17 protein-coding genes are annotated in these 21,645 nt (G+C 32.2%); 11 read left to right on the forward strand and 6 right to left on the reverse strand.

Annotation, left to right across the window (positions count from 1 at the left end; genetic code table 11):
- Positions 1-65: 65 nt before the first annotated feature.
- The 3 genes from QHG34_RS09900 to QHG34_RS09910 all read left to right on the forward strand — a co-directional run bounded on the left by QHG34_RS09900 (position 66) and on the right by QHG34_RS09910 (position 5,398).
- A complete protein-coding gene (locus QHG34_RS09900) occupies positions 66-2,213 on the forward strand; it encodes an alpha-N-acetylglucosaminidase (RefSeq protein ID WP_282630021.1) in 2,148 nt (715 codons plus the stop codon).
- A gap of 70 nt (positions 2,214-2,283) precedes the next feature.
- On the forward strand, positions 2,284-4,482 hold the full coding sequence (locus QHG34_RS09905; protein WP_282630022.1) for a M1 family metallopeptidase: 2,199 nt from the start codon (positions 2,284-2,286) through the stop codon (positions 4,480-4,482).
- Positions 4,483-4,642: 160 nt separating this feature from the next.
- Positions 4,643-5,398, forward strand: a complete 756-nt coding sequence (locus QHG34_RS09910; RefSeq protein WP_282630023.1) for a hypothetical protein — start codon at positions 4,643-4,645, stop codon at positions 5,396-5,398.
- A gap of 65 nt (positions 5,399-5,463) precedes the next feature.
- Here the strand turns inward: QHG34_RS09910 and QHG34_RS09915 are convergent, their stop codons facing one another.
- Both QHG34_RS09915 and QHG34_RS09920 read right to left on the reverse strand, forming a co-directional pair.
- Complete coding sequence (locus QHG34_RS09915; protein ID WP_282630024.1) at positions 5,464-7,602, reverse strand: S9 family peptidase; 2,139 nt, start codon at positions 7,600-7,602, stop codon at positions 5,464-5,466.
- Between the two features lie 8 nt (positions 7,603-7,610).
- The gene (locus QHG34_RS09920) at positions 7,611-7,958 is read right to left on the reverse strand and encodes an arsenate reductase family protein (protein WP_282630025.1); all 348 of its coding nucleotides are present in this window, start codon (positions 7,956-7,958) and stop codon (positions 7,611-7,613) included.
- A gap of 109 nt (positions 7,959-8,067) precedes the next feature.
- Here QHG34_RS09920 and rluF point away from each other — a divergent pair, with 109 nt between their 5' ends.
- Complete coding sequence (gene rluF, locus QHG34_RS09925; protein ID WP_282630026.1) at positions 8,068-8,973, forward strand: 23S rRNA pseudouridine(2604) synthase RluF; 906 nt, start codon at positions 8,068-8,070, stop codon at positions 8,971-8,973.
- 104 nt (positions 8,974-9,077) lie between these two features.
- Positions 9,078-11,522: an alpha/beta hydrolase family protein gene (locus tag QHG34_RS09930; protein ID WP_282630027.1), complete on the forward strand. Its 2,445-nt coding sequence runs from the start codon at positions 9,078-9,080 to the stop codon at positions 11,520-11,522.
- Between the two features lie 45 nt (positions 11,523-11,567).
- Here the strand turns inward: QHG34_RS09930 and QHG34_RS09935 are convergent, their stop codons facing one another.
- From QHG34_RS09935 to QHG34_RS09950, 4 genes are all read right to left on the reverse strand, one after another.
- The gene (locus tag QHG34_RS09935; protein ID WP_282630028.1) at positions 11,568-12,083 is read right to left on the reverse strand and encodes a hypothetical protein; all 516 of its coding nucleotides are present in this window, start codon (positions 12,081-12,083) and stop codon (positions 11,568-11,570) included.
- A 105-nt stretch (positions 12,084-12,188) separates the two neighbouring features.
- Entirely contained in the window at positions 12,189-13,133 is a 945-nt protein-coding gene (locus tag QHG34_RS09940) for a pseudouridine synthase (RefSeq protein WP_282630029.1), read from the reverse strand.
- Positions 13,134-13,143: 10 nt separating this feature from the next.
- Positions 13,144-14,067, reverse strand: a complete 924-nt coding sequence (locus QHG34_RS09945) for a geranylgeranylglycerol-phosphate geranylgeranyltransferase (protein WP_282630030.1) — start codon at positions 14,065-14,067, stop codon at positions 13,144-13,146.
- A 24-nt stretch (positions 14,068-14,091) separates the two neighbouring features.
- A complete protein-coding gene (locus QHG34_RS09950; RefSeq protein ID WP_282630032.1) occupies positions 14,092-15,009 on the reverse strand; it encodes a mevalonate kinase family protein in 918 nt (305 codons plus the stop codon).
- Positions 15,010-15,274: 265 nt separating this feature from the next.
- Between QHG34_RS09950 and QHG34_RS09955 the strand changes: the two genes are divergently transcribed.
- The 6 genes from QHG34_RS09955 to QHG34_RS09980 all read left to right on the forward strand — a co-directional run bounded on the left by QHG34_RS09955 (position 15,275) and on the right by QHG34_RS09980 (position 21,623).
- Positions 15,275-15,931, forward strand: a complete 657-nt coding sequence (locus QHG34_RS09955; RefSeq protein WP_282630033.1) for a CBS domain-containing protein — start codon at positions 15,275-15,277, stop codon at positions 15,929-15,931.
- Positions 15,931-16,815: an NAD kinase gene (locus QHG34_RS09960; protein ID WP_282630034.1), complete on the forward strand. Its 885-nt coding sequence runs from the start codon at positions 15,931-15,933 to the stop codon at positions 16,813-16,815. The genes QHG34_RS09955 and QHG34_RS09960 overlap by 1 nt, the downstream gene beginning before the upstream one ends.
- Positions 16,816-16,932: 117 nt before the next feature.
- Positions 16,933-17,706: a type IX secretion system protein PorG gene (porG, locus tag QHG34_RS09965; protein WP_282630035.1), complete on the forward strand. Its 774-nt coding sequence runs from the start codon at positions 16,933-16,935 to the stop codon at positions 17,704-17,706.
- Positions 17,707-17,718: 12 nt separating this feature from the next.
- Positions 17,719-18,462: an isoprenyl transferase gene (locus tag QHG34_RS09970; RefSeq protein WP_282630088.1), complete on the forward strand. Its 744-nt coding sequence runs from the start codon at positions 17,719-17,721 to the stop codon at positions 18,460-18,462.
- 20 nt (positions 18,463-18,482) lie between these two features.
- Entirely contained in the window at positions 18,483-21,005 is a 2,523-nt protein-coding gene (gene bamA, locus QHG34_RS09975) for an outer membrane protein assembly factor BamA (RefSeq protein ID WP_282630036.1), read from the forward strand.
- Positions 21,006-21,065: 60 nt separating this feature from the next.
- On the forward strand, positions 21,066-21,623 hold the full coding sequence (locus tag QHG34_RS09980; RefSeq protein WP_282630037.1) for an OmpH family outer membrane protein: 558 nt from the start codon (positions 21,066-21,068) through the stop codon (positions 21,621-21,623).
- Positions 21,624-21,645 lie beyond the last annotated feature (22 nt).

Consider the following 21,645-nt stretch of genomic DNA (forward strand, 5'->3'; position numbering starts at 1 on the left):
TCTTTTTTAAGGTGAGTTTTTTTTATTAAAAAAAAATGTTAATTTCATCTAATCAAAACATTAGAATGAAAAATCTGAAATTTATTACTTGCTTTACCTTATTTATTTTCGGTATTCAACTTAACGCACAGTATTCTGCTGTAAAAGAATTAGCCACAAGACAATTTCCATGGTTAAAGAATAAAGTCTCATTAAAGGAGATTCCGAAAGAAAATAATGAAGATGTTTTCATTATCGAAACAAAGAAAGATAAACTTTATATATCTGCATCGTCTACAAGTGCAGCTTCTCGTGGATTAGATTGGTATGTAAAACATGTCGCTAATCAAAGTATTTCGCATATGGGTGATAATGTTAAAAATCTTAAAAAATTACCTGAAGTTACACAACCTATAAAAAAGAAATCATTTGTACCTTATCGTTATGCGTTAAACTATTGTACAATCAATTACTCATTTAGTTTTTATACATGGGACGAGTGGGAAAAAGAATTGGATTGGATGGCTTTAAATGGTGTAAATATTATGTTAGCACCAGTTGGTACAGAAAAAGTTTGGTACAATACGTTAATCAAATTAGGTTATACAGATCAAGAAGCGAAAGCTATTATTCCTGGACCAGCTTTTACAGCTTGGTGGTTAATGGGGAATCTTGAAGGTTGGGGCGGACCTGTTAGTAATCAATTAATAGATCAACAAGCAGAATTACAAAAAAAGATTCTTAAACGAATGAAAGATTTAGGAATCGAGCCTATTTTACAAGGTTTTTACGGAATGGTTCCTCATGATTTAAATAAGAAAGAAGGTTTTAAAGATGCTCCAGTTATTGATCAAGGTAAATGGGTATTTACAGAATTTACGCGTCCAGCAATTTTAGTTCCGACAAGTTCTCACTTTTCTAAAGTAGCCGATATTTATTACGATGAAATGAAGAAATTATACGGAAACGATATCAAATATTTTGGAGGTGAGCCTTTTCATGAAGGAGGTAAAACGAAAGGCGTAAACGTGCCTGAAGTAGCTAAGCATGTACAGGAAACGATGCAAAAAAACTATCCAAATTCTACTTGGGTTTTACAAGGTTGGCAGAGTAATCCTTCGGACGATATCCTGAAAGGATTAAAAAAAGAGAATACACTAATCATTGAATTATTTGGAGAAAATACAGACAATTGGTACAATAGAAAAGGATATAACGGAACAAGTTTTATTTGGTCTAACGTAAGTAATTTTGGTGAAAAGAACGGTTTATACGGAAAATTACAACGTTTTATAGACGAGGTTTATCGTGCAAAAAATTCTGAATATGGACAATATTTAAAAGGTGTCGGAATTATTCCGGAAGGTATAATTAATAATCCTGTTGCATACGATTTGATGCTAGACATGGCTTGGCAAGAAGATAAACCAAATCTTGATGAATGGTTAAAAGCATACACAGTTTACCGTTACGGAAAAGAAAATCAACAAATTATTAATGCTTGGAAAGAGTTTGCTCAAACAGTTTATTCAAGTCCAGAAGTTTATCAAGAAGGACCTTCAGAAACAATTTACGCAGCACGTCCTTCACTTAGCGTAAATCCAGTTTCGTCTTGGGGAACAAGAAAGAGAAATTATGATATTAAACGTTTCAAAAACGCGGTCAAAATTTTTGTTCAAGCTGATGATCAATTCAAAGATGTAGAGACATATCAAACAGATAAAATAGATTTTCTACGCCAAGTTTGGTCAGATAAAGGAGATGACGCTTATGCACGTTTAGTATCGACAATTAATTACCAAGATAAAGAGAGAATAAAGAATGCAGGAAACGCATTTATAGATATGGTAAAAACTCAGGACGAATTGTTAGGAAACAATAAATTTTTCACTTTAAATCGTTGGTTAGATGAAGCTACTGATTTTGGAAAAAATTTACCTGACGCTAAAAATGTAATGTACAATGCAAAAGGACAAATTACATTTTGGGGACCAGATAATTTACCAAGAACAACATTGCGTGATTATGCACACAAAGATTGGAACGGACTGTTAGGATCGCTTTATTTGGAGCGTTGGAAAGTCTTTGTAGACAACTCTATCAATGGTAAAATCTCTAATCCAGAGGATTTTTATAAGATGGAAGTCGAATGGTCGAAGAAACCAGATTTGTATCAACCAAAAAAATCAACTCCAGAAGAATTTAAAAAGCTTCAAACGAAGATTTTAGAATAATTATAAAGTTTAAAATTACCTCATATTGAAAAATATGAGGTAATTTTATAATTACTGTAAAATTTCACACATGAAGAAAAATTATTTCAAACCATTATTGTTAGGTTTAAGCTTATTTTCGATATCTGTTTTTGGTCAAGAAAAACCAAAGTATGATTATCAAGAAGCGTTTAAACCTTTTTTTTATCAAAATAACGCAACAGAAACTCGTTCTGCAAGCGGAAAACCTGGTCATAATTACTGGCAAAATCGTGCGGATTATAATTTGAATGTAAGTTTGAACGAAGAGAAGAACGAAATTTCTGGAACTTCAGAAATTACATATACCAATAATAGTTTTGATAATTTAGAATTTCTTTGGTTACAATTAGATCAAAATTTATTCAAAAAAGATTCGCGCGGTAGTTCATTATTACCAATGTCTGGTAGTCGTTATGGAGATTCGTCATCGCAATTTGAAGGAGGTTACAAGATAAAATCAGTACAAATTGATGGTAAAGAAGCGAAGTACACAATTACCGATACACGCATGCAAATTGATTTAGCAAATGAATTGAAAGCACGTGGAGGTAAAGTAAAAATAAAAGTAGAATATTCGTTTGTTTCACCAGATTATGGAGCTGATAGAATGGGAGTTGAACCAACTAAAAATGGAAAGATTTTTACAATGGCACAATGGTTTCCTCGTATGGCTGTCTATGATGACATAATGGGATGGAATACTTTACCTTATTTAGGTCCAGGTGAATTTTATTTAGAATATGGAGATGTAACAGCAAATATTACAGTTCCATCAAGCCATTATGTAGTTGGTTCGGGTGAATTATTAAATGAAAGTGAAGTTTACTCTAAAGAACAAGTAAAAAGATGGAACGAAGCGAAAAACAGCGAAAAAACTGTTGTAATTCGTTCTGCTGATGAGGTTAACAAATCTGCAAAAACTTCTAATGGAACAAAAACATGGAAATTTAAAATTCAGAATACACGTGATTTTGCATGGGCGTCTTCTACTTCATTTATTTTAGATGCTGCGAAAATTAATCTTCCGAGTGGGAAAAAATCGTTGGCAATTTCTGCATACCCTGTAGAAAGTGACGGACAAGCAGCTTGGGGAAGATCAACAGAATATACAAAAGCTTCAATCGAGCATTACTCAAAACAATGGTATGAATATCCTTATCCAGCAGCAACAAATGTTGCAGGTAACGAAGGAGGAATGGAATATCCTGGAATTGTTTTTTGCCACATGAATTCGAAAGGAGAAAGTCTTTGGGGTGTAACAGATCATGAATTTGGACACATTTGGTTCCCGATGATTGTTGGCTCTAACGAACGTGTACACGGTTGGATGGACGAAGGTTTCAATACATTTATCAATGATATTTCGACAAAAAATTTCAATAACGGAGAGTATTACAAAAAGAAATCTGCGCAACGAATGGCTGGATTTTTATTCAGTGAGAATCTAGAGCCTGTAACAACGCAGCCTGATAACATGCGCGAACGTAATATTGGAGCATTACTTTATTATAAGCCAGGAGCGGGAATGACTGTTTTACGTGAAACTATTTTGGGAGAAGAGAGATTTGATAAAGCATTGCGTCAATACATCAAATACTGGGCATTTAAGCATCCAACACCAGAAGATTTTTTCCGTACAATGGAAAATGTTTCAGGAGAAGAATTATCTTGGTTCTGGAGAGGTTGGTTTATGAATAAATGGACAATTGATCAAGGAATTAATAGCGCGAAATATGTAGATGGTGATTACAAAAAAGGCTTAGTATTAAAAGTTGAAAATTTTGGACAGTTACCAATGCCTACAACAGTACAAGTTAATTACAAGGACGGAACATCAGAGGAAGTAAAATTACCAATCGAAGTTTGGAAACGTAATACAGAATGGACATTTAAAGTACCATCTACAAAAGAAGTTTCGACGGTTAAACTAGATCCAAAAGGTGCTTTGCCAGATGTAGATTTGAAGAATAACACATTCAACATGGCAGATGCAAAACCAGTTGAAAAGATTAATCTAAAAGATTATGCAGGAACATTTTTTAGTAAACAAATTAATGCTGAGTTCGTGTTAAAAGGTGAAAACGATAAATTGAATTTAGTTTTTAATGGTCAAACTTTTCCTTTAGAATATCAAGGTGAAGGTAAATTTTTGAACGAACAAGCTGGATTTGAATTAACTTTTGCAAAAGATAAAAAGTCTTTTGTAGTTGAAGAAGAAGATCAGAAATTAGAGTTTACGAAGAAGTAGATTTGTTTAATAATTTGTTTGATATCTAGATATATGAAAAGAATATGAAGAAAACTTTGTAGATACTTGGGAAACCCTAAAAACGAACAAGCCCATTTATTTATCAACTATTAAACAATTTGATGATTTAGATTTTTAAAATGTTTTAAAAGCAACAAATATGAAATTTATTTTGTTTTTCCTTTTTCTTTTCAATGTTTCTTTCGCACAATCTATAGATTTTGAAACCGAAAAAAGCATCATTAAAGAAACCTTTGCAGAATACTTAAATAGTAATCCCAATTCCATCGCAAATTATTTAAAAGGATCTAAAGGACATGAATTGGCTCTTTTCGGTTTGAAAATGGGTATTGCTATGGAAGAAGATGAGGCTAAGAAAAATGATTTAAAGAAAGGCTTAAATGAGTTTGATACGTTCTCTGATTCTTTGGTTGATGTATTAAAAACGAATAAAATATCCGTTCAAATAAGTGATACGATTTTTGCATATAAATACACCATAGGTAGCAGTAATTTGCAAAAAAAGGAAAATTGGCAAGGGGCATACGAGATGTTGTTAGATGATTTTGAAAAAAACCATTTGGTTCGTTTAGATACTATTATTGGAGAAGATTATCTTGATTTAATAAAAAAACAAATTGATTATAAAGGCACAGACAAAATCATATCACGAGAAGAATTAAACCATAGTTATTATCAATACACTGATTTTTCAAAGCCCTGTGAAGGTGATTTTTGTGTCAAAGCAAGTAAAATTTATCGAGCTGTATTTAATAAAAGCTTAAGTAAGGGGTGCTATTTAGTGTCTTTTTATTGCAGAAACGGTATTTGTCGCAGTTTTATTTTTATTGAGAAAGTAAACAATCAATGGAAGTATGTAGATGATTATCCGTCGTGGTTGGTTGAGGAATTGTAAACTTTAAATTTATTATAATATTCAATAAAAAAACCACTTCTTGCGAAGTGGTTTTTTGTTGAATATTATTTTTGAGATGTACTTTCTGGTTTAAGATATAAATCGAAGTAATCTGTAATTTTTTGCATCAAATGAACGCGATCTTTTCCACGAACATTGTGCTCATGTCCAGGATAAACAAAATAATCCATTTGAACACCATTTTTCACTGCTTCGCGGATAAAGTCTACCGAATGTTGCCAAACAACCACATTATCTTGCGCTCCGTGAATCATTAATAATTTACCTTTTAAGTCTTTTACACGATTAATTAAATTCGTGTTTTTGAAACCTTCAGGATTATCTTGTGGCGATTCCATGTAACGCTCCGTGTACATAATTTCGTATTGCGTCCAATCTAAAACTGGTCCACCAGCAACTCCAACTTTAAAAACATCAGGTTTACGCAACATAAAAGATGTTGTCATAAATCCACCATAAGACCAACCATGGATTCCCATTCGTTCCGCATCTACGAAAGGTAAAGTTTTCAAGAAATCGACACCTTTCATTTGGTCATTCATTTCTATAGTTGCGACATTTCCATGAATCGCTTGCTCAAATTTAAGACCTCTATTCGCCGATCCGCGCCCGTCCATTGTAAAAACAACATAACCTTTTTCCGCTAAATGATCGTACCAAAGATTTCCTGTTGCAGGAAAACGATTCGTGATTAATTGCGCGTGAGGACCATTGTATAAATAAACGATAACTGGATATTTTTTCGAAGAATCAAAGTTTGTTGGATAGATTAATTTTCCATACAAATCTGTTCCATCATCTGCCTTTAACATTACATTTTCAACTTTCGCTGTATTGTAATTTGCTAAAGGATTTTGAGCAGTTAAGATATTTTGTTTGAATTTTCCATTTGCATCCAACACATCAATTTTACGCGGCGTGTTATCATTGCTCCAATTATCAATTGCATATTCTCCATTCGTTGAAACCGAAACATTGTGCGTTCCTGCATCTGTTGTTATTTTACGCAACTTTCCATTCTCCCAATTTACCGCATATAAATGACGATCTTTCGGAGAATCTTTTGTTGTCATAATTAAGAATTCTTTTTTCTTCGCATTTTCTCCAACAAGATCTGTTACAATCCAATCTCCTTTTGTGATTTGGTTTAATAATTTTCCATCTGTATTGAAACGATACAAATGCATAAAACCATCGCGTTGCGACCACCAAACAAACTCATTATTTTTTCCTGGAATAAAATGTAATTCATTTTGAGGTTCTACATATTTTGCATCATCTTCTTTGAATAATGTTTTAATCAATTTCCCTGAAACTGCATCGTATTGATTCAATTCCAAATGTTTTTGATTACGAGAAAGTAACGCGATATAAATATGTTTTTCATCTGGCGACCACGTAACCGAAGTTAAATAATGATCAACTTCTGGATGAGTTTCTAAGAAAATCGTTTTTTGAGTGGTTGGATTATAAACACCTAATGTAACGGTATGATTTTTTGTTCCAGCAAATGGATATTTGATGTTTTTGTTCACTGCAGGTTGCACCGACCAATCGATAATTGGATAATCAGTCACAACAGTTTGATCCATTCTATAGAAAGCAACTAAATTTCCTTTTGGCGAAATGAAAATTCCTTTGTGAATCCCGAATTCATTTTGATGAACCGATTTTCCATTCACGATTTCATATTTTCCGTCTTTGGTAATTTGATGCGTTTTTCCAGTTTTATCAACAAAAAATAAATTGTTATCAACCACATATCCAACTTGATTATTCGTTGCATCAAATTCTACATTTTCTGCATTATCAGGTAATTTCAACCAATCGTTTTGTTGACCAGCAGTTGTAATTGTTTTGTAACCCGTTTTTGTCGAATAATAGGCTTGCTTATCATTAATCCAATTCAAAGAAGGAATTCTTTTATTCTCAAATTGAGAACTTCTAAAAATTGTATCAGTTTTAAGAGAAGGAACTTCTTTCTTGATTAAAGCTTCTCCATAAGACGTTTTTACATTTTGCGTGTATGCATTCTGATTAGGAATCCATTGTACTTGATTTAGATTTTCGATACGTAAATTCGTCGATAATCCAAGTACAGCATCTTCCATTGTGACATTCTTTTTCTGAGCCAATAAACTAGCGCTCATCAAAAGTGTACTGAATAAAATTGTTTTTTTCATGTGTGAATCTATTTCAAATGTTGCCCAAGGGCTTCTAAGTTTTTCTTTTCATTTCCAACAAAAATTTTGTCTCCGTCTACAACCACAGGACGTTTTAGGAAAGTATAATCTGATAAAATATAATTTTTGATATCTTCTTCAGAAAGCTGTTGATCTTTCAATCCTAATTTTTTATAATTCTGCGCACGACGCGAAAACAAAGCTTCGTAACTACCAGCTAAATTTTTCATTTCTTCTAATTCTTCTGCTGTAATCACAGTCGATTTTATTTCATGCAAATCAAAACCTGTAAAATCAAACTCTTTCATAATACGTTTGCACGTATCGCAAGTTTTCAAAAAAAATATTTTCTTCATTTTCAAAATCTTTGGTTTTGTAAATATAAATAAGATTCTTCTTTTTTGATGAGGTTAAAGAATTTTGTCAATTTATATTTCAAATCGATAAAAAACTATCTTTGCAGTTATGGAGGAGACTAATTTTTTGCGCTTAAACAAATATATTAGCGATAGTGGTTTTTGTTCGCGTCGCGAAGCAGATCAATACATCGAAAATCGTTTGGTACACATCAATGGACGAGTTGCTAAAATGGGGCAACACGTAGGTCCTGGTGATGTAGTAACGGTGAAAGGAGTGGAGATAGAACCACGCGAAAAGGAGAACGCTGTTTATATTATGCTCAATAAACCTGTGGGCGTAACGTGTACAACAGATCCTACAGATCCAGATAATATTGTCGATTTTCTTTCGTTTGGAGAACGAATTTTTCCGATTGGTCGTTTAGATAAAGATTCGCAAGGATTGATTTTATTGACAAGCGATGGCGATATTGTGAATAAGATTTTACGTGCAGGAAATAATCACGAAAAAGAATATATCGTAACCGTTGATAAACCAATTACAGATGAATTTTGCGAAAGAATGTCGAAAGGTGTTCCGATTCTAAATCAAGTTACGAAGAAATGTAAGATTGAAAAAATAAGTAATAATGTTTTCAAAATTACATTAATTCAAGGTTTAAATAGACAAATTCGTCGTATGTGCGAATATTTTGGTTACAACGTAAAAAAATTAGAACGTGTTCGAATTATGAACTTAACGTTGAACGTTGGAATTGGTCAACACCGAGATTTAACAGCAGAAGAATTAGCAGAAATCAATCGATTAACGAAAGATTCGGAGAAACACGAAGAAAAGAAACCCTCGTCTAAACCAAAGAAATCATCTGCAAAAAAAACCAAAGAGATTTCTCCAGATTTTAAAGATTCAAAAGGGAAATCAATTAAAAAAGCTAAACCAAAGACTAAAACTTCGCAAGCGCGTGTTGGGAAAAGTAATCCTAATAAAGCGAAAGGAGGAAAGAGAAGATAAAATTTAAAAGGCGAATATTTTTCGTCTTTTTTATTGAATACTAAATTCTGTCATATTGTTTTAACAAAGATTTAATATCTTTATAAAGTAAAATCTTAAAACACATGAAGAAAATTGTTTACTCGTTGCTTTTTATAGCGATGACTTTTGGAGCATCGGTAAAAGCTCAAGAAAATGTAACGTTTCAATTGCCTCCGCAAGAAATTTTGCAATTAGCGGATGCAGATATGCCACCATCTATTAGTGCAGATCGTAAAGCAGAAAACGCTTTTTTATCTTACAGAAGTCGTTATAAAACGATTAATGAATTATCAGAGACTGAATTACGTTTAGCAGGTTTACGTATTAATCCTGTTACAAACATCAATTCGCGTGAGACTTTTAGTGAAAGAATAACTTTCTTTGATCTTAAAACGTCTAAAGAAAAAACAATTGCTGGTTTACCTGCAAAAGGGCGTTTTTCTAATCAATCTTGGAACACTTCTCAATCTAAATTTGCTGTTACAAATACAACAAATAAAGGTGTAGAATTGTGGGTTGTTGATGTAAAAACGCAGACAGCTACAAAAATTTATGAAGATAAATTAAACGCAAACTTAGGTCGCCCTTTCAATTGGATTTCTGATTCAGAATTAATCGTAAATGTAATACCAGCTTCTAAAAAAGCATTGATTGATACGAAAGATGCTATTGCAACTGGACCTACAGTTTCTGTTGCTGACGGGAAAGAAGCGCAAAACAGAACTTATCAAGATTTATTACAGAATAAAAACGATGAGTTCAACTTTGAGCAATTAGCAATTTCTGAATTAGTAAAAGTAAATATCGAAACAGGAGCAAAATCGAAATGGAAAGATGCAGCAATGTACACGGATATTACGACTTCTCCAGATGGACAATATGTTTTGGTAAACGAAATCAAAAAACCTTTTTCTTATATTGTTACTTACAGTAGTTTTCCATCAACAGATGTAGTTTACGATATCAACGGAAAATTAGTGAAAGAAGTCGATCATAAAGAGTTGCAAGAAGTAGTTCCGAAAGGATTTTCTTCAACGATTATGGGAAAAAGAAGTTTGTATTGGAGATCAGATAAACCAAATACTTTATATTGGGTAGAGGCTTTAGATGGTGGTGATGCAAATAAGCCTGCGGAATATCGCGACGCGCTATATCAAGTTGCGGCGCCTTTTACAGCGAATAAAGAATTATTGGTAAAAGTAAAAGATCGTTACAGAGGAGTGACTTGGGGAAATGATGAAGTTGCGATTGTGAGAGATGCTTGGTACAACACACGTAATGAAAGTAGTTATTTATTCAATCCATCAAATCCTAATCAAGAATCAACACGTTTTTTCAGTAGAAATTCGCAAGATGCTTACAATAATCCAGGAAATTTCGTAACAGAAATGAATGATTATGGATATAGTGTTCTTTCAATTAATAAAGGCAAATTGATGTTAGTTGGAGATGGAGTTTCAGCGGACGGAATTTTACCTTTTGTAGATGATTTTGATATCAAAACGCAAAAGACTTCTCGTTTATGGAGAGCGCAGAAATCAGATAAATTAGAAGCGATTGCTCGTGTTATCGATCCGAAGAAAGGAGTCATTTTAGAACAGATTCAATCGAAAACAGATTATCCTAATTTATATGTTCGTAATATTTTCCAAAGAGGAGGAAAGCCAAAACAAGTAACGTTTACAAAAAATCCTTTCGAGGCAATGAACAAAGTTTCGAAAGAATTAATTACTTACAAACGTGCTGATGGTGTAGAATTATCAGGAACTTTATATTTACCACCAAATTACGATAAATCGAAAAAGGAAAAGTTACCAATGTTAATGTGGGCTTATCCTCGTGAGTTTAAAGATGCGTCTACAGCTGGTCAGGTTACAACTTCTGAAAATAAATTTACTTCACCATCTTACGGAGGGCCTATTTTTTGGGCATTGAGAGGATATGCAGTTTTAGATGATGCAGCATTCCCAATTATTGGAGAAGGAAAAGAAGAGCCAAATGATACATTTATTCCACAATTAGTTGCTAACGCAAAAGCTGCGATTGATGCAGTGGATAAATTAGGTTTTATTGATCGTGAAAGAGTTGCAGTTGGTGGACATTCTTATGGAGCATTTATGACAGCTAATTTATTAACACATTCTAATTTATTTGCAGCAGGTATTGCGCGTTCAGGTGCTTATAACCGTACACTGACTCCTTTTGGATTCCAGTCTGAGCAACGTAATTATTGGGAAGCTCCAGATGTTTATAACACAATGGCGCCTTTCCAGAATGCAAATAAAATGAAAACACCATTGTTATTAATTCATGGTGAAGCTGATAATAATACAGGAACTTTCCCAATGCAGTCTGAGCGTTATTTTAATGCGCTAAAAGGTTTAGGAGCGACAACACGTTTGGTTTTATTACCTAAGGAATCTCACGGATATGTAGCCAAAGAGAATATTCTACACATGTTGTGGGAACAAGATCAATGGTTAGAGAAATATGTAAAAAACAAAGGAAAAAATTCTGAAAAGAAATAATTCTCAATACAAGAAAAGCGATTCAATTTTGAATCGCTTTTTTTATTATTTAATATAACTTCTGTTTTGAGTTGTAATTTTTTTAATATGAAATTTCTTACGTATTTTTTTTAATAATTTTATCTCTTTTTCAAAATAAAGTATTCTAATTTTTTCAAATACTTTATCACCAAAAGGAGGTTTTGGATGGTGTATTTCAAAAGATTTTATAATATTATCCATATCAAATAAAATATCGTGAAATAAATGTCTTATTTTTTGAGGTAGGAATATTTCTGACTTATAATAAAGAGTATAATATTTATTACATAAATCAATCATAATTTCTTTTTTATTATTTTGATCTAAGAATTCTTTTCTTGTTGATATCGGTTGTCCATAGTCTATATATTTTGAGAATTCAATAATTATAGAGTACAATTCTTTAATATAGAATATTTGTTCATCATATATTTTAGATCTTAAATTATTAGAAATATTCTTTTGTGCAATTATTAAAGAACCAAATGAAATTATTAAAGCTATACCTGCGAATATAATAGATGTTGAATCTTTATCCATAATAAAAATTTATTATTCAAATATAGTTTATTTACTTTTGAGATTATCAAAAATTAAAAAAACCACTTCGAAAGAAGTGGTTTTTTTAATTTTATAGATGAGGTATTATAACATTTTCAAGAAGTTAACTTCTAACTCTGTTAATTTTCTATAATCTCCTCTTTGTAAAGTTTTCTTTGTAAGTCCAGCAAAAGAAACACGATCTAAAGCTTCTACTGCATAACCTTTTGATTCGAAAATACGACGTACAACGCGGTTCCAACCAATGTGTAATTCTACACCAACTTCAGTTTTTGGTCTACCTTCAATAAAAGAAATTTCGTCAACAACTGCAATTCCTTCAGGAATTAAACGAACTCCTTTTTTGATGTCAGCCAAATCGTTTGCTGTTAATTTTTTATCTAAAGTTACATGATAGATTTTTTTAACATCATGACTTGGGTGTGTCAATTTCTTAGTTAAGTAACCATCGTTAGTAAATAATAAAACTCCGGTAGTCTGTCTGTCCAAGCGTCCTACAGGGAAAATACGCGCTGTAGTTGCATTAGCCATCAAGTCCATAACTGTTTTACGTCCTTTTTCATCATTTGATGTTGAGATAAAACCTTTTGGTTTGTTCAACACAAAATATACATTTTTTTCTGAAGAGATTTTACGACCATCAAAACGTACTTCATCATCGGGTTGTACTTTATAACCCATTTCTGTAATAACTTGACCATTCACTGTAACGATTCCAGTTTTGATCAACTCATCGGCCTCTCTTCTGGATGCAATCCCTGCATTCGCTACATATTTATTTAAACGAATAGTCCCGTCATCAACTGGTGCTTTTTTCAGTCTTTTAACAAATGGTTTTTCACCAGCTTTGTTAAACGGTTTCTTTGGTCCAAAACTTTTCTTTCCTTCTTCTGTTGGTTTCCCTCCAAAAGTTGGTTTTCCTTTCCCTGAAGATGGTTTAGAAGAAGAATTTCCTCTAGCTCCACCTTTTCCACGATTGTTCCCGCCTTGGGAATTTCTGTCGTTGGATTGATTTCGTCTGTTATTCATCTGAATTTGATTAATTTACGCGCTTATTAAAATTTTGCGCAATAGTTTGCAAAGTTAAGGGATTTATTTCGATTAATACGATACTAAATACACCTGCTACAATCATTCCTTTAAAAAAGTAATGTAAAATCTTGTATTCTTGGGTTGTTTTTAACTTCCAAATCATTAAAAAAATAATGATAAAGCAAAAAACTGCTCCAATAAAAAAATATTTCATCGCGCCTACATCATTTCTATAAATGATTACAAAGCCAATGATAATGTCTATAAATAGTAAGCTTGCTATCAGAACTTTAGTGAAATCGATTCCGTATTTAATAGGTATCGAATCGTAATTATATATAATATCTGCTTTTTGTGACGTTAAATCTTTAACGATATCAGTAATTAGAAATAAAATGGTTACAAAAATTGCATGTAAAGCAAGATTGAAGGTAAAATTGTCAAAATAAACCAATAATGCAAAAAATGGCATTACGCGAATGATAACCAAATAAAAGTTTTTGATCAATGCAAAACGATTGATTTTGTGACTATAAAACCAAACCAAAAATTGATAGATGAGAAAGAAAATAAAAACTTTCCACGAAATTAATCCAGCAATTATTAGCGCAATTGCGTTCAAAAAGATGTAAACCGTTAACTTAAACCCTTGTGATACTTGTTTTTGTAAGTAAACTTGTAAAGGGCGTTTGAGTTCATCTTTCTCTAAATCGTAAAAATTATTGATAATGTAACCAGCTGCCACACAAAGTATCGAGCATAAAATAATTCCATCCAATCGTGGGTTTGTCAACAATTGACGATGTCCAACTTCTGGCGCGAAAATAAAAAGCGCAGCAAGATATTGTGCCAAAATAAGCACAACTAAATTATAACCACGAACAACAGAAAATAATGCAATAATTTTTAGGATTATTTTCTGTACGTTCATCGTTTATATTTTAAAATAGATTTCTTAGAATTTGTAAATAACTTCGGTCTGAAAGTCTTTTAGGTAACTTTTTGCTTTGTCATAATCTTGTGTAAAACCAAGAACATAACCGCCACCGCCAGAACCACAAAGTTTTAGATAATATGTATCTGTGTCGATTCCTGTTTTCCAAGCATTCACTAATTTTTGAGGAATCATTGGTCTGAAATGTTCATAACCCCAAGCAGATAATTTTTGAAGATTTGCAAAAAGAGGATTGTATTCTCCTTTTACAAAATTCTCTATACACGCATTGTTGTACTTGATAAACTCTTCTTTCAATGTTTTACGGAAACCTTCTTTCTTCATTTTTTCGAAGAAAATATGAATCATTGGTGCTGTTTCACCAGGTGTTCCTGAATTGATTAAGAAAACAGCTCCTTTTCCGTCTACGTTTGCAGATGGTAAACCAATTGTCGAGATATCATCTTTAGATTGGATTAATAAAGGAATATTCATGTAACAAATCAAAGGATCAATTCCCGAACTTTTACCATGAAAGTGCGATTCTAAATTTCCGAAAAGAGCTTTTAATTCGCTAATTTTTTCTTTGTTTAGATTTTGATTAATATCAATTTTATTCAAGGCATATTTATCATAAATAGCAGCAACTAAAGCGCCAGAACTACCTACGCCATATCCTTGAGGAATGTTAGAATCGAAGTACATTCCGTTTGCAACATCTTCCGAAAAGGATTTTGTATCAAAAGTTTCGGCAAAATTTTCTTCCAAAAATTTTGCATAATTTTTCAGGTGAGCATTTGATTGTTCCGCTATTTCAGACGGTTCAAATTTTAATGCACCTTGATAAAAATTATAAGGAATCGTTAATCCTTTCGAGTTTTCAATAATTCCATATTCGCCAAAAAGTAAGATTTTGGCATAAAATAATGGGTTCTTCATTCCATGTTAAAATTGGTACTGCAAATCTACAAAATTTAAGCCATTCTTTTCTGTTTTAGAAAAGAGTTTTGCTTTAAAAAATTGTAAATCATCGTTATTCAAATTTAAATTACAATTATTTTATCGTAAAACCATTGTTTTGGAATATATTTTGGTCTAAATATTTTAAAATAAATTGGTTAATTTTTGTTTTCTTAGGATGTTAAGTGTTGAATTAGATGACAAAAATTGAGTATTAATGTTATAAAATATATAAATTTGCGCCATGTATATCACAGAATATTTATCAAACGAAGTAAAACCAGGTAAAGTTAATTCTACTCCAAGTCAGCTTTTAGAAGTTGTGCATGAGCATAAATTGACTCATTTACCTCTATTTAAGGGGATGGACTTTGTTGGTAATATTTCTGAAGAAGATTTAGCAGAATTAGCGATTGAGAATGAAAAGATTGATTATACGTCTTATTTAGAGAATTTTTTCCTTTCAGATTCAAGTACGCTTTTAGACGCAATTCAGATGATGTACACAAATCAGGCGAATATCCTTCCGATTATTAATGAACAATCTAAGTATCTTGGTTCTATAACAGAATCGGATATAATCAAGACCTTTGCAAATTTTCCGTTTGTATCTTCAGATGGTGTTTCGATGTTAGTATCTATTGCAGAAAAAGATTTGTCGATGACAGCGATTTCTAACATTGTTGAGGCGAACAATGGTAAGATATTAGGAATGATGATTGTTGGCTACAAGGAAGATAGCGTGTATGTTTTGGTTAAATTTAGTTCGTCAAACTTATTGACGATTGGTGAAACATTTGAACGTTATGGATATCAAGTGATTCAGAAATTTTATAACGACGAAAAACAAGAATTACTTCAAAGTCGTTATGCGCAGTTATTAAAATATATGAATACCTAATGATAAAAGTTGCACTTTTTGGACAAAAAACAAGTACGTCTTTAACAGATATTATCACACCTTTTCTTAATTATTTAGATTACAAAGAGATTTCTTATTGTGTTGAGAAAAAATTTCTAGAAATTTTGAAAGACTCTACTGATGTTACGCTGGACGATGTAGAAACGTATACATCTTACGAAGATTTAGATAAATCAGTCAAATTTATGTTCAGTTTTGGTGGAGATGGAACGATACTTTCTGCTACAACATTTGTTCAGGATTCGATGATTCCGATTATAGGTGTAAATACAGGACGCTTAGGTTTTCTTGCAACAATTAATAAAAGTGTGTTGTTAGAGCAAATGGATAGCTTTTTCAATGATGATTATAACATTATTCCGAGAACTTTATTGACTGTTAAACGTAGTGATGGAGTAGTTATTGAAAATAATTTTGCGATAAATGAAATAACTGTTGTACGCCGCGAAACAACAAGTATGATTACAGTTGACGCTTATTTAAATAATGAGTTTTTGAATTCATTTTGGTCAGATGGTTTAATTATTTCTACACCAACAGGATCAACAGGATATTCGTTAAGTTGTGGAGGACCAATTGTACATCCGTCCAATCAAAACTTTATTATAACGCCAATTGCACCACATAATCTTAATGTGCGTCCTTTGGTAGTTTCTGAGAATGATAAAATTGACTTAAAAATACGCAGTCGTGCCAACGAATATTTCTTGTCATTAGATTCTCGTAACTTTCCTTTAACAACTGATGTAGAATTAACAATAGAGAAAGCAGACTTTAAAATCTTAATTGTTGAGGCTGTTGATGCGACTTATTTTACTACCCTGAGAGAAAAAATGCTTTGGGGCTCGGATAAAAGGAATTAAAATTTACAATAAAACTTCTTAATTTTTGTTAAATCAGTTATGTTGAATTGACTTTTGTTTATATTTGTTCGAATTTAAAAGAAGAATAAAGCAAAAGCCGAAAAAATAACAGAATTTATGAGAAGATTATTTTTGTTTGTTTTTACGATGTGTTTGTCGCAAATTATTTTTGCACAGCGTCACGAAATCGGTGTTTTTGCGGGTGGTGCAAACGTAATAGGAGATGTAGGTAAAGCAAATTATATCAATCCTTTTCCAACAAGAGTAGAAAAAGGAGGGTCATATATGATACCAATCTCTATTGGTGGTTTGTATCGTTTCAACATTAATCCACAAATGGGATTTAGAGCAAATGTTTCTTATTCAAGAGTGGGAGCAGGAGATCATGTTGCAAAAGAACAATATAAGATAGAAAGAGGCGCAAGCTTCAAAAATAATATTGTAGAAGGATCATTAATGTTTGAATATAATTTCTTCAATTTTAATGATGCGCAAGAATCAGCACACTCACCTTATATCTTTATAGGTATAGGAGCTTTCTCTGCAAAAGGAAAGGAATATGATTATGATGAAGGTAGAAATGTGATTATACAAAAAACAAAATATAACACAGACTTATCAATTCCTTTCGGAGTTGGTTATAAAGTAAGATTTAATTACAGTTGGGTGTTAGGCTTTGAGACAGGTGTTCGATACACAAATGTTGACTATATAGATTATAACAACGGAAAATTTACGGATCGTTTTTTACAAGCAGTAGAAGATAATGCGATCCCGAAAGATGAATATAATAAAAGAGTATACGGCAATACATCAAATAAAGATTGGTATGTATTAACAGGAATATCTTTGACGTATAGTTTTGGACGACCTGCATGTTATTGCGATTAAAAAAGAATGGAAATTAGTTTACTAGAACAAATAGATACAAATAAATTACCTGATCATGTTGCGATTATAATGGATGGCAACGGAAGATGGGCAAAGAAGAATGGCAAAGAAAGAACTTTTGGACACAAAAGTGCTTTAAGAGCTGTACGTTCTTCAATAGAAACTTGCCGTAGATTAGGAATAAAATATCTTACACTTTACGCTTTTTCTACAGAAAACTGGAATCGTCCAAAGTTAGAAGTTAATGTTTTAATGACATTATTAAGTTCTGCTATAAAAGACGAAATAAAAGATTTGGATAAAAACGGCGTTCGATTGAATGTAATTGGTGATATGTCAAAATTGCCAAGCAAAGCGAACAAAGATTTAACCAAAGCAATGGAATTAACGAAAAATAACACAGGCTGTGTTCTAACATTAGCCTTAAGTTATGGATCGAAAGATGAATTGCTTACAGCAATTAAATCTATTGCGACAAAATACAAAGACGGCGAAATATCGGATAACGATTTTAATGAAGAATTAGTTCATCAAAACTTATATACACACGATTTACCTATGGTAGATCTTATGATTAGAACAAGCGGAGAAACACGTATTAGTAATTTCTTGTTATGGCAAATAGCTTATGCAGAATTATATTTTACAGACGTTTTATGGCCTGATTTTAATGAGGAGGAATTTTACAAAGCAATTTTAAATTATCAAAACCGCGAACGTAGATTTGGTAAAATAAGTGAGCAACTAACGAACTAATCGAACTGAAATAGAGGATTATGAAGAAAATTTTTTGGACAATGTGTATGCTTGGTGCTTACATGGCACATGCGCAAGTAGTAGACTCTACGAAAACCATTGATTCAACACAACAAGATAATTTTGTTTTAGATTATGCTAACGCAAAAACTTTCAAACTGAAAGATATTATTGTAACTGGCGATACAAAATACTCTAAAAATCAAATTATCCGTTATGCAGGTTTTGCTATCGGCGAAGAGATAGAATTACCAGGTACGAAAGTAAATAATGCAGTAAAAAAGTTATGGAGATCTAACATTTTTTCTGACATCGATTTGTATGTTGATAAAATTGAAGGAGATCAAGTAACATTAGAATTAGCCTTAGTTTCAGTTCCAAGTTTAGGCGAAATAAAGATTAACGGAGTTAAAAAATCGCAACGAGAAGATTTAATTAAACAAAATAAATTAAATCCAGGCGTTAAGATTACACAAAGTTTAATCAACACGACAAATAACAAAATCAAAGATTATTACACAGGAAAAGGTTATCCTAATTCTACTATTAATGTAGATCGTCAACCAATCGCAGGAAAAGAAGACGAAGAAAATATTACACTTAATGTAAATAGAGGAGAGCGTGTAAAAATTAAAGATATCGTTTTTGAAGGAAACGAAAATTTAACAGCGGCTCGTTTACGCAAAAAAGGTATGAAAAATACGAAGCGTAAATCGATCAACGTTTTCAAATCTTCAAAAATGATTCCTGAAAAATTTCAGGATGATTTAAAAACAGTTGTTGAAGAATACAAATCTGTAGGTTTTAGAGATGCTAAAGTAGAATCTTACGACATTCAGAAAGTTGATGATAAAAATTTATTGGTCAAAATAAAAGTAAACGAAGGAAAACCATATTACTTAGGTAATGTTACATTTTCTGGAAACTCTATTTATACATCAGAATTTTTACAACGTGTATTTTCTTACAAAACAGGAGATCGTTATGATGCTGTAGGTATCAACAAAAAGATTTCTGGTTCTGAGAAAGATGATGATATTGCTACACTTTATATGGACAAAGGGTATTTGTTTGTAAGAGCAATTCCTGTAGAAAAAAGTGTGAAAAATGATACAATTGATCTTGATATTAAGATTTTTGAAGGAGTTCAGGCAACTTTAAATAAAGTTACGATCAATGGTAATACAGAAGCACACGACCATATTTTGTATCGTGAGTTAAGAACAAAACCTGGAGATTTATTCTCTAAATCTGATATCAAACGTACAATGATGGAGTTGGCGCAACTAGGTTACTTAGAGCCAACGCAAATTGTACCTGATGTTAAACAAAATCCTGAAAATAATACTGTTGATATTGAGTGGAAAGTTGCTCCAAAATCTTCTTCTCAAGTAGAGTTACAAGGTGGTTATGGTGCAGGTACTTTTATTGGTACTTTAGGTTTAACGTTTGGTAACTTCTCTATCAAGAATTTATTTAATAGAAAAGCATGGAAACCAATCCCAATGGGAGATGGTCAGCAGTTATCTTTACGTGCACAAGCTGGTAACGGATACAAAAACTATAGCTTCTCTTTTGTAGAACCTTGGATTGGAGGAAAACGTCCTACAGCTTTATCAACTTCAGTTTACTATTCTCAATATGACTATAGAGATAACTATGGTGAAAAAGCTAAATTAGACATCTTAGGAGCATCAGTAGGTTTAACAAAACTATTAACTTGGCCAGATGATTACTTTAGATTATCTAACACAATCTCGTTCCAACGTTATAATTTTGATAACTACGATTTATCTGTAGGTAATTTACAATACGAAAACGGTTCATCTAATAACTTAAATTATACAATTGGTTTAACACGTAATTCTGCAGGACCAGACCCTGTTTTCCCACAATCTGGATCTGAGATAAACTTATCGTTTACGACGACTTTACCATATTCTGCATTTAAGGATAAAGATTATACAAAAATTTCTGATGTAGAGAAATTTAAATGGTTAGAGTACTACAAATTCAAAGCAAAAGCATATTTCTACAAAGAATTAGCTGGTAAATTAGTGTTAAAAGCTGGTGGAGAATTTGGAGTTTTAGGAACTTACAATCGTAAAATTGGAACAATTCCTTTTGAGCGTTTCTATTTAGGAGGAACTGGATTAAATCAAAACAGATTTGATGGTCGCGAAATTATCTCATTAAGAGGTTACGAAGATGCAACAAATTCTGGGGGACAAACAGGAGATATTACGCCAAGTGGAGGTGGTACAATTTATAATAAATATACGTTAGAGTTACGTTACCCAATTACAATGAGCCAAACAGCGAAGATTTATGCCTTAACATTTGCAGAAGGTGGTAATGTTTGGAACAATACAAGCGAGTTTAAACCATTTGAGTTAAAACGTTCAGCTGGAGCAGGTGTACGTATCTTTATGCCAGCATTTGGATTATTAGGATTTGACTTTGGTTACGGATTTGATAAAGGATTTGGACAAACAGAACGTTCTGGTTGGCAAACACACTTTATCATTGGTCAACAATTCTAACAGTTTTTTATAAATTAGAAAAATCGTTTGGCATAGTTTTAGAATTAACACTACCACAATATGAAAAAATGGATTAGCTTTATTGCGTTATTCTTTGGCTTAGCTAGTGTAACGTTTGCGCAAAAATTCTGTTACGTAGATTCGGAGTATATTCTTGAAAATTTGCCAGAATATACAACGTCTCAAAGTAGATTAAAATCTCAAACAGAATCTTGGCAAAAAGAAATTGAGCAAAAACAAGAAAATTTAGCTAAATTACAAGCCGAATTTGAAGCAGAAAAGATTTTGCTAACTGCTGAACAAGCTAAAGAGCAAGAAAAGAAAATTGCAGATGAAGTAAAAGCTGTAAAAGCTTTACAAGATAAACGATACGGACCAACTGGAGATTTAGTAAATTTGCGTCGCTCGATGGTGAAACCATTACAAGATCAGATTTACAATGCCACGAAGGAAGTAGCAGATAAAAGAGGATACAGTTTTGTATTTGATAAAGGAAGTGATTTAATCATGATTTATACAGACCCAAAGTTTGATATAAGCAGAGAAGTTTTACAAACGTTACGTCCTGAATTGAAACAACAAAATTCAAACTCAACAAATAAAAATAATAAGAGGTAAACTCAAAGAATAAAACAAAAAA

This window comes from Empedobacter sedimenti (genome assembly GCF_030005555.1).
In the GTDB taxonomy this organism is placed as follows: domain Bacteria; phylum Bacteroidota; class Bacteroidia; order Flavobacteriales; family Weeksellaceae; genus Empedobacter; species Empedobacter sedimenti.

Coding starts and splice junctions, on each gene's coding strand:
- QHG34_RS09900 (WP_282630021.1), top strand. CDS start 66: ATGAAAAATCTGAAATTTATTACTTGCTTTACCTTATTTATTTTCGGT.
- QHG34_RS09905 (WP_282630022.1), top strand. CDS start 2,284: ATGAAGAAAAATTATTTCAAACCATTATTGTTAGGTTTAAGCTTATTT.
- QHG34_RS09910 (WP_282630023.1), top strand. CDS start 4,643: ATGAAATTTATTTTGTTTTTCCTTTTTCTTTTCAATGTTTCTTTCGCA.
- QHG34_RS09915 (WP_282630024.1), bottom strand. CDS start 7,602: ATGAAAAAAACAATTTTATTCAGTACACTTTTGATGAGCGCTAGTTTA.
- QHG34_RS09920 (WP_282630025.1), bottom strand. CDS start 7,958: ATGAAGAAAATATTTTTTTTGAAAACTTGCGATACGTGCAAACGTATT.
- rluF (WP_282630026.1), top strand. CDS start 8,068: ATGGAGGAGACTAATTTTTTGCGCTTAAACAAATATATTAGCGATAGT.
- QHG34_RS09930 (WP_282630027.1), top strand. CDS start 9,078: ATGAAGAAAATTGTTTACTCGTTGCTTTTTATAGCGATGACTTTTGGA.
- QHG34_RS09935 (WP_282630028.1), bottom strand. CDS start 12,083: ATGGATAAAGATTCAACATCTATTATATTCGCAGGTATAGCTTTAATA.
- QHG34_RS09940 (WP_282630029.1), bottom strand. CDS start 13,133: ATGAATAACAGACGAAATCAATCCAACGACAGAAATTCCCAAGGCGGG.
- QHG34_RS09945 (WP_282630030.1), bottom strand. CDS start 14,067: ATGAACGTACAGAAAATAATCCTAAAAATTATTGCATTATTTTCTGTT.
- QHG34_RS09950 (WP_282630032.1), bottom strand. CDS start 15,009: ATGAAGAACCCATTATTTTATGCCAAAATCTTACTTTTTGGCGAATAT.
- QHG34_RS09955 (WP_282630033.1), top strand. CDS start 15,275: ATGTATATCACAGAATATTTATCAAACGAAGTAAAACCAGGTAAAGTT.
- QHG34_RS09960 (WP_282630034.1), top strand. CDS start 15,931: ATGATAAAAGTTGCACTTTTTGGACAAAAAACAAGTACGTCTTTAACA.
- porG (WP_282630035.1), top strand. CDS start 16,933: ATGAGAAGATTATTTTTGTTTGTTTTTACGATGTGTTTGTCGCAAATT.
- bamA (WP_282630036.1), top strand. CDS start 18,483: ATGAAGAAAATTTTTTGGACAATGTGTATGCTTGGTGCTTACATGGCA.
- QHG34_RS09980 (WP_282630037.1), top strand. CDS start 21,066: ATGAAAAAATGGATTAGCTTTATTGCGTTATTCTTTGGCTTAGCTAGT.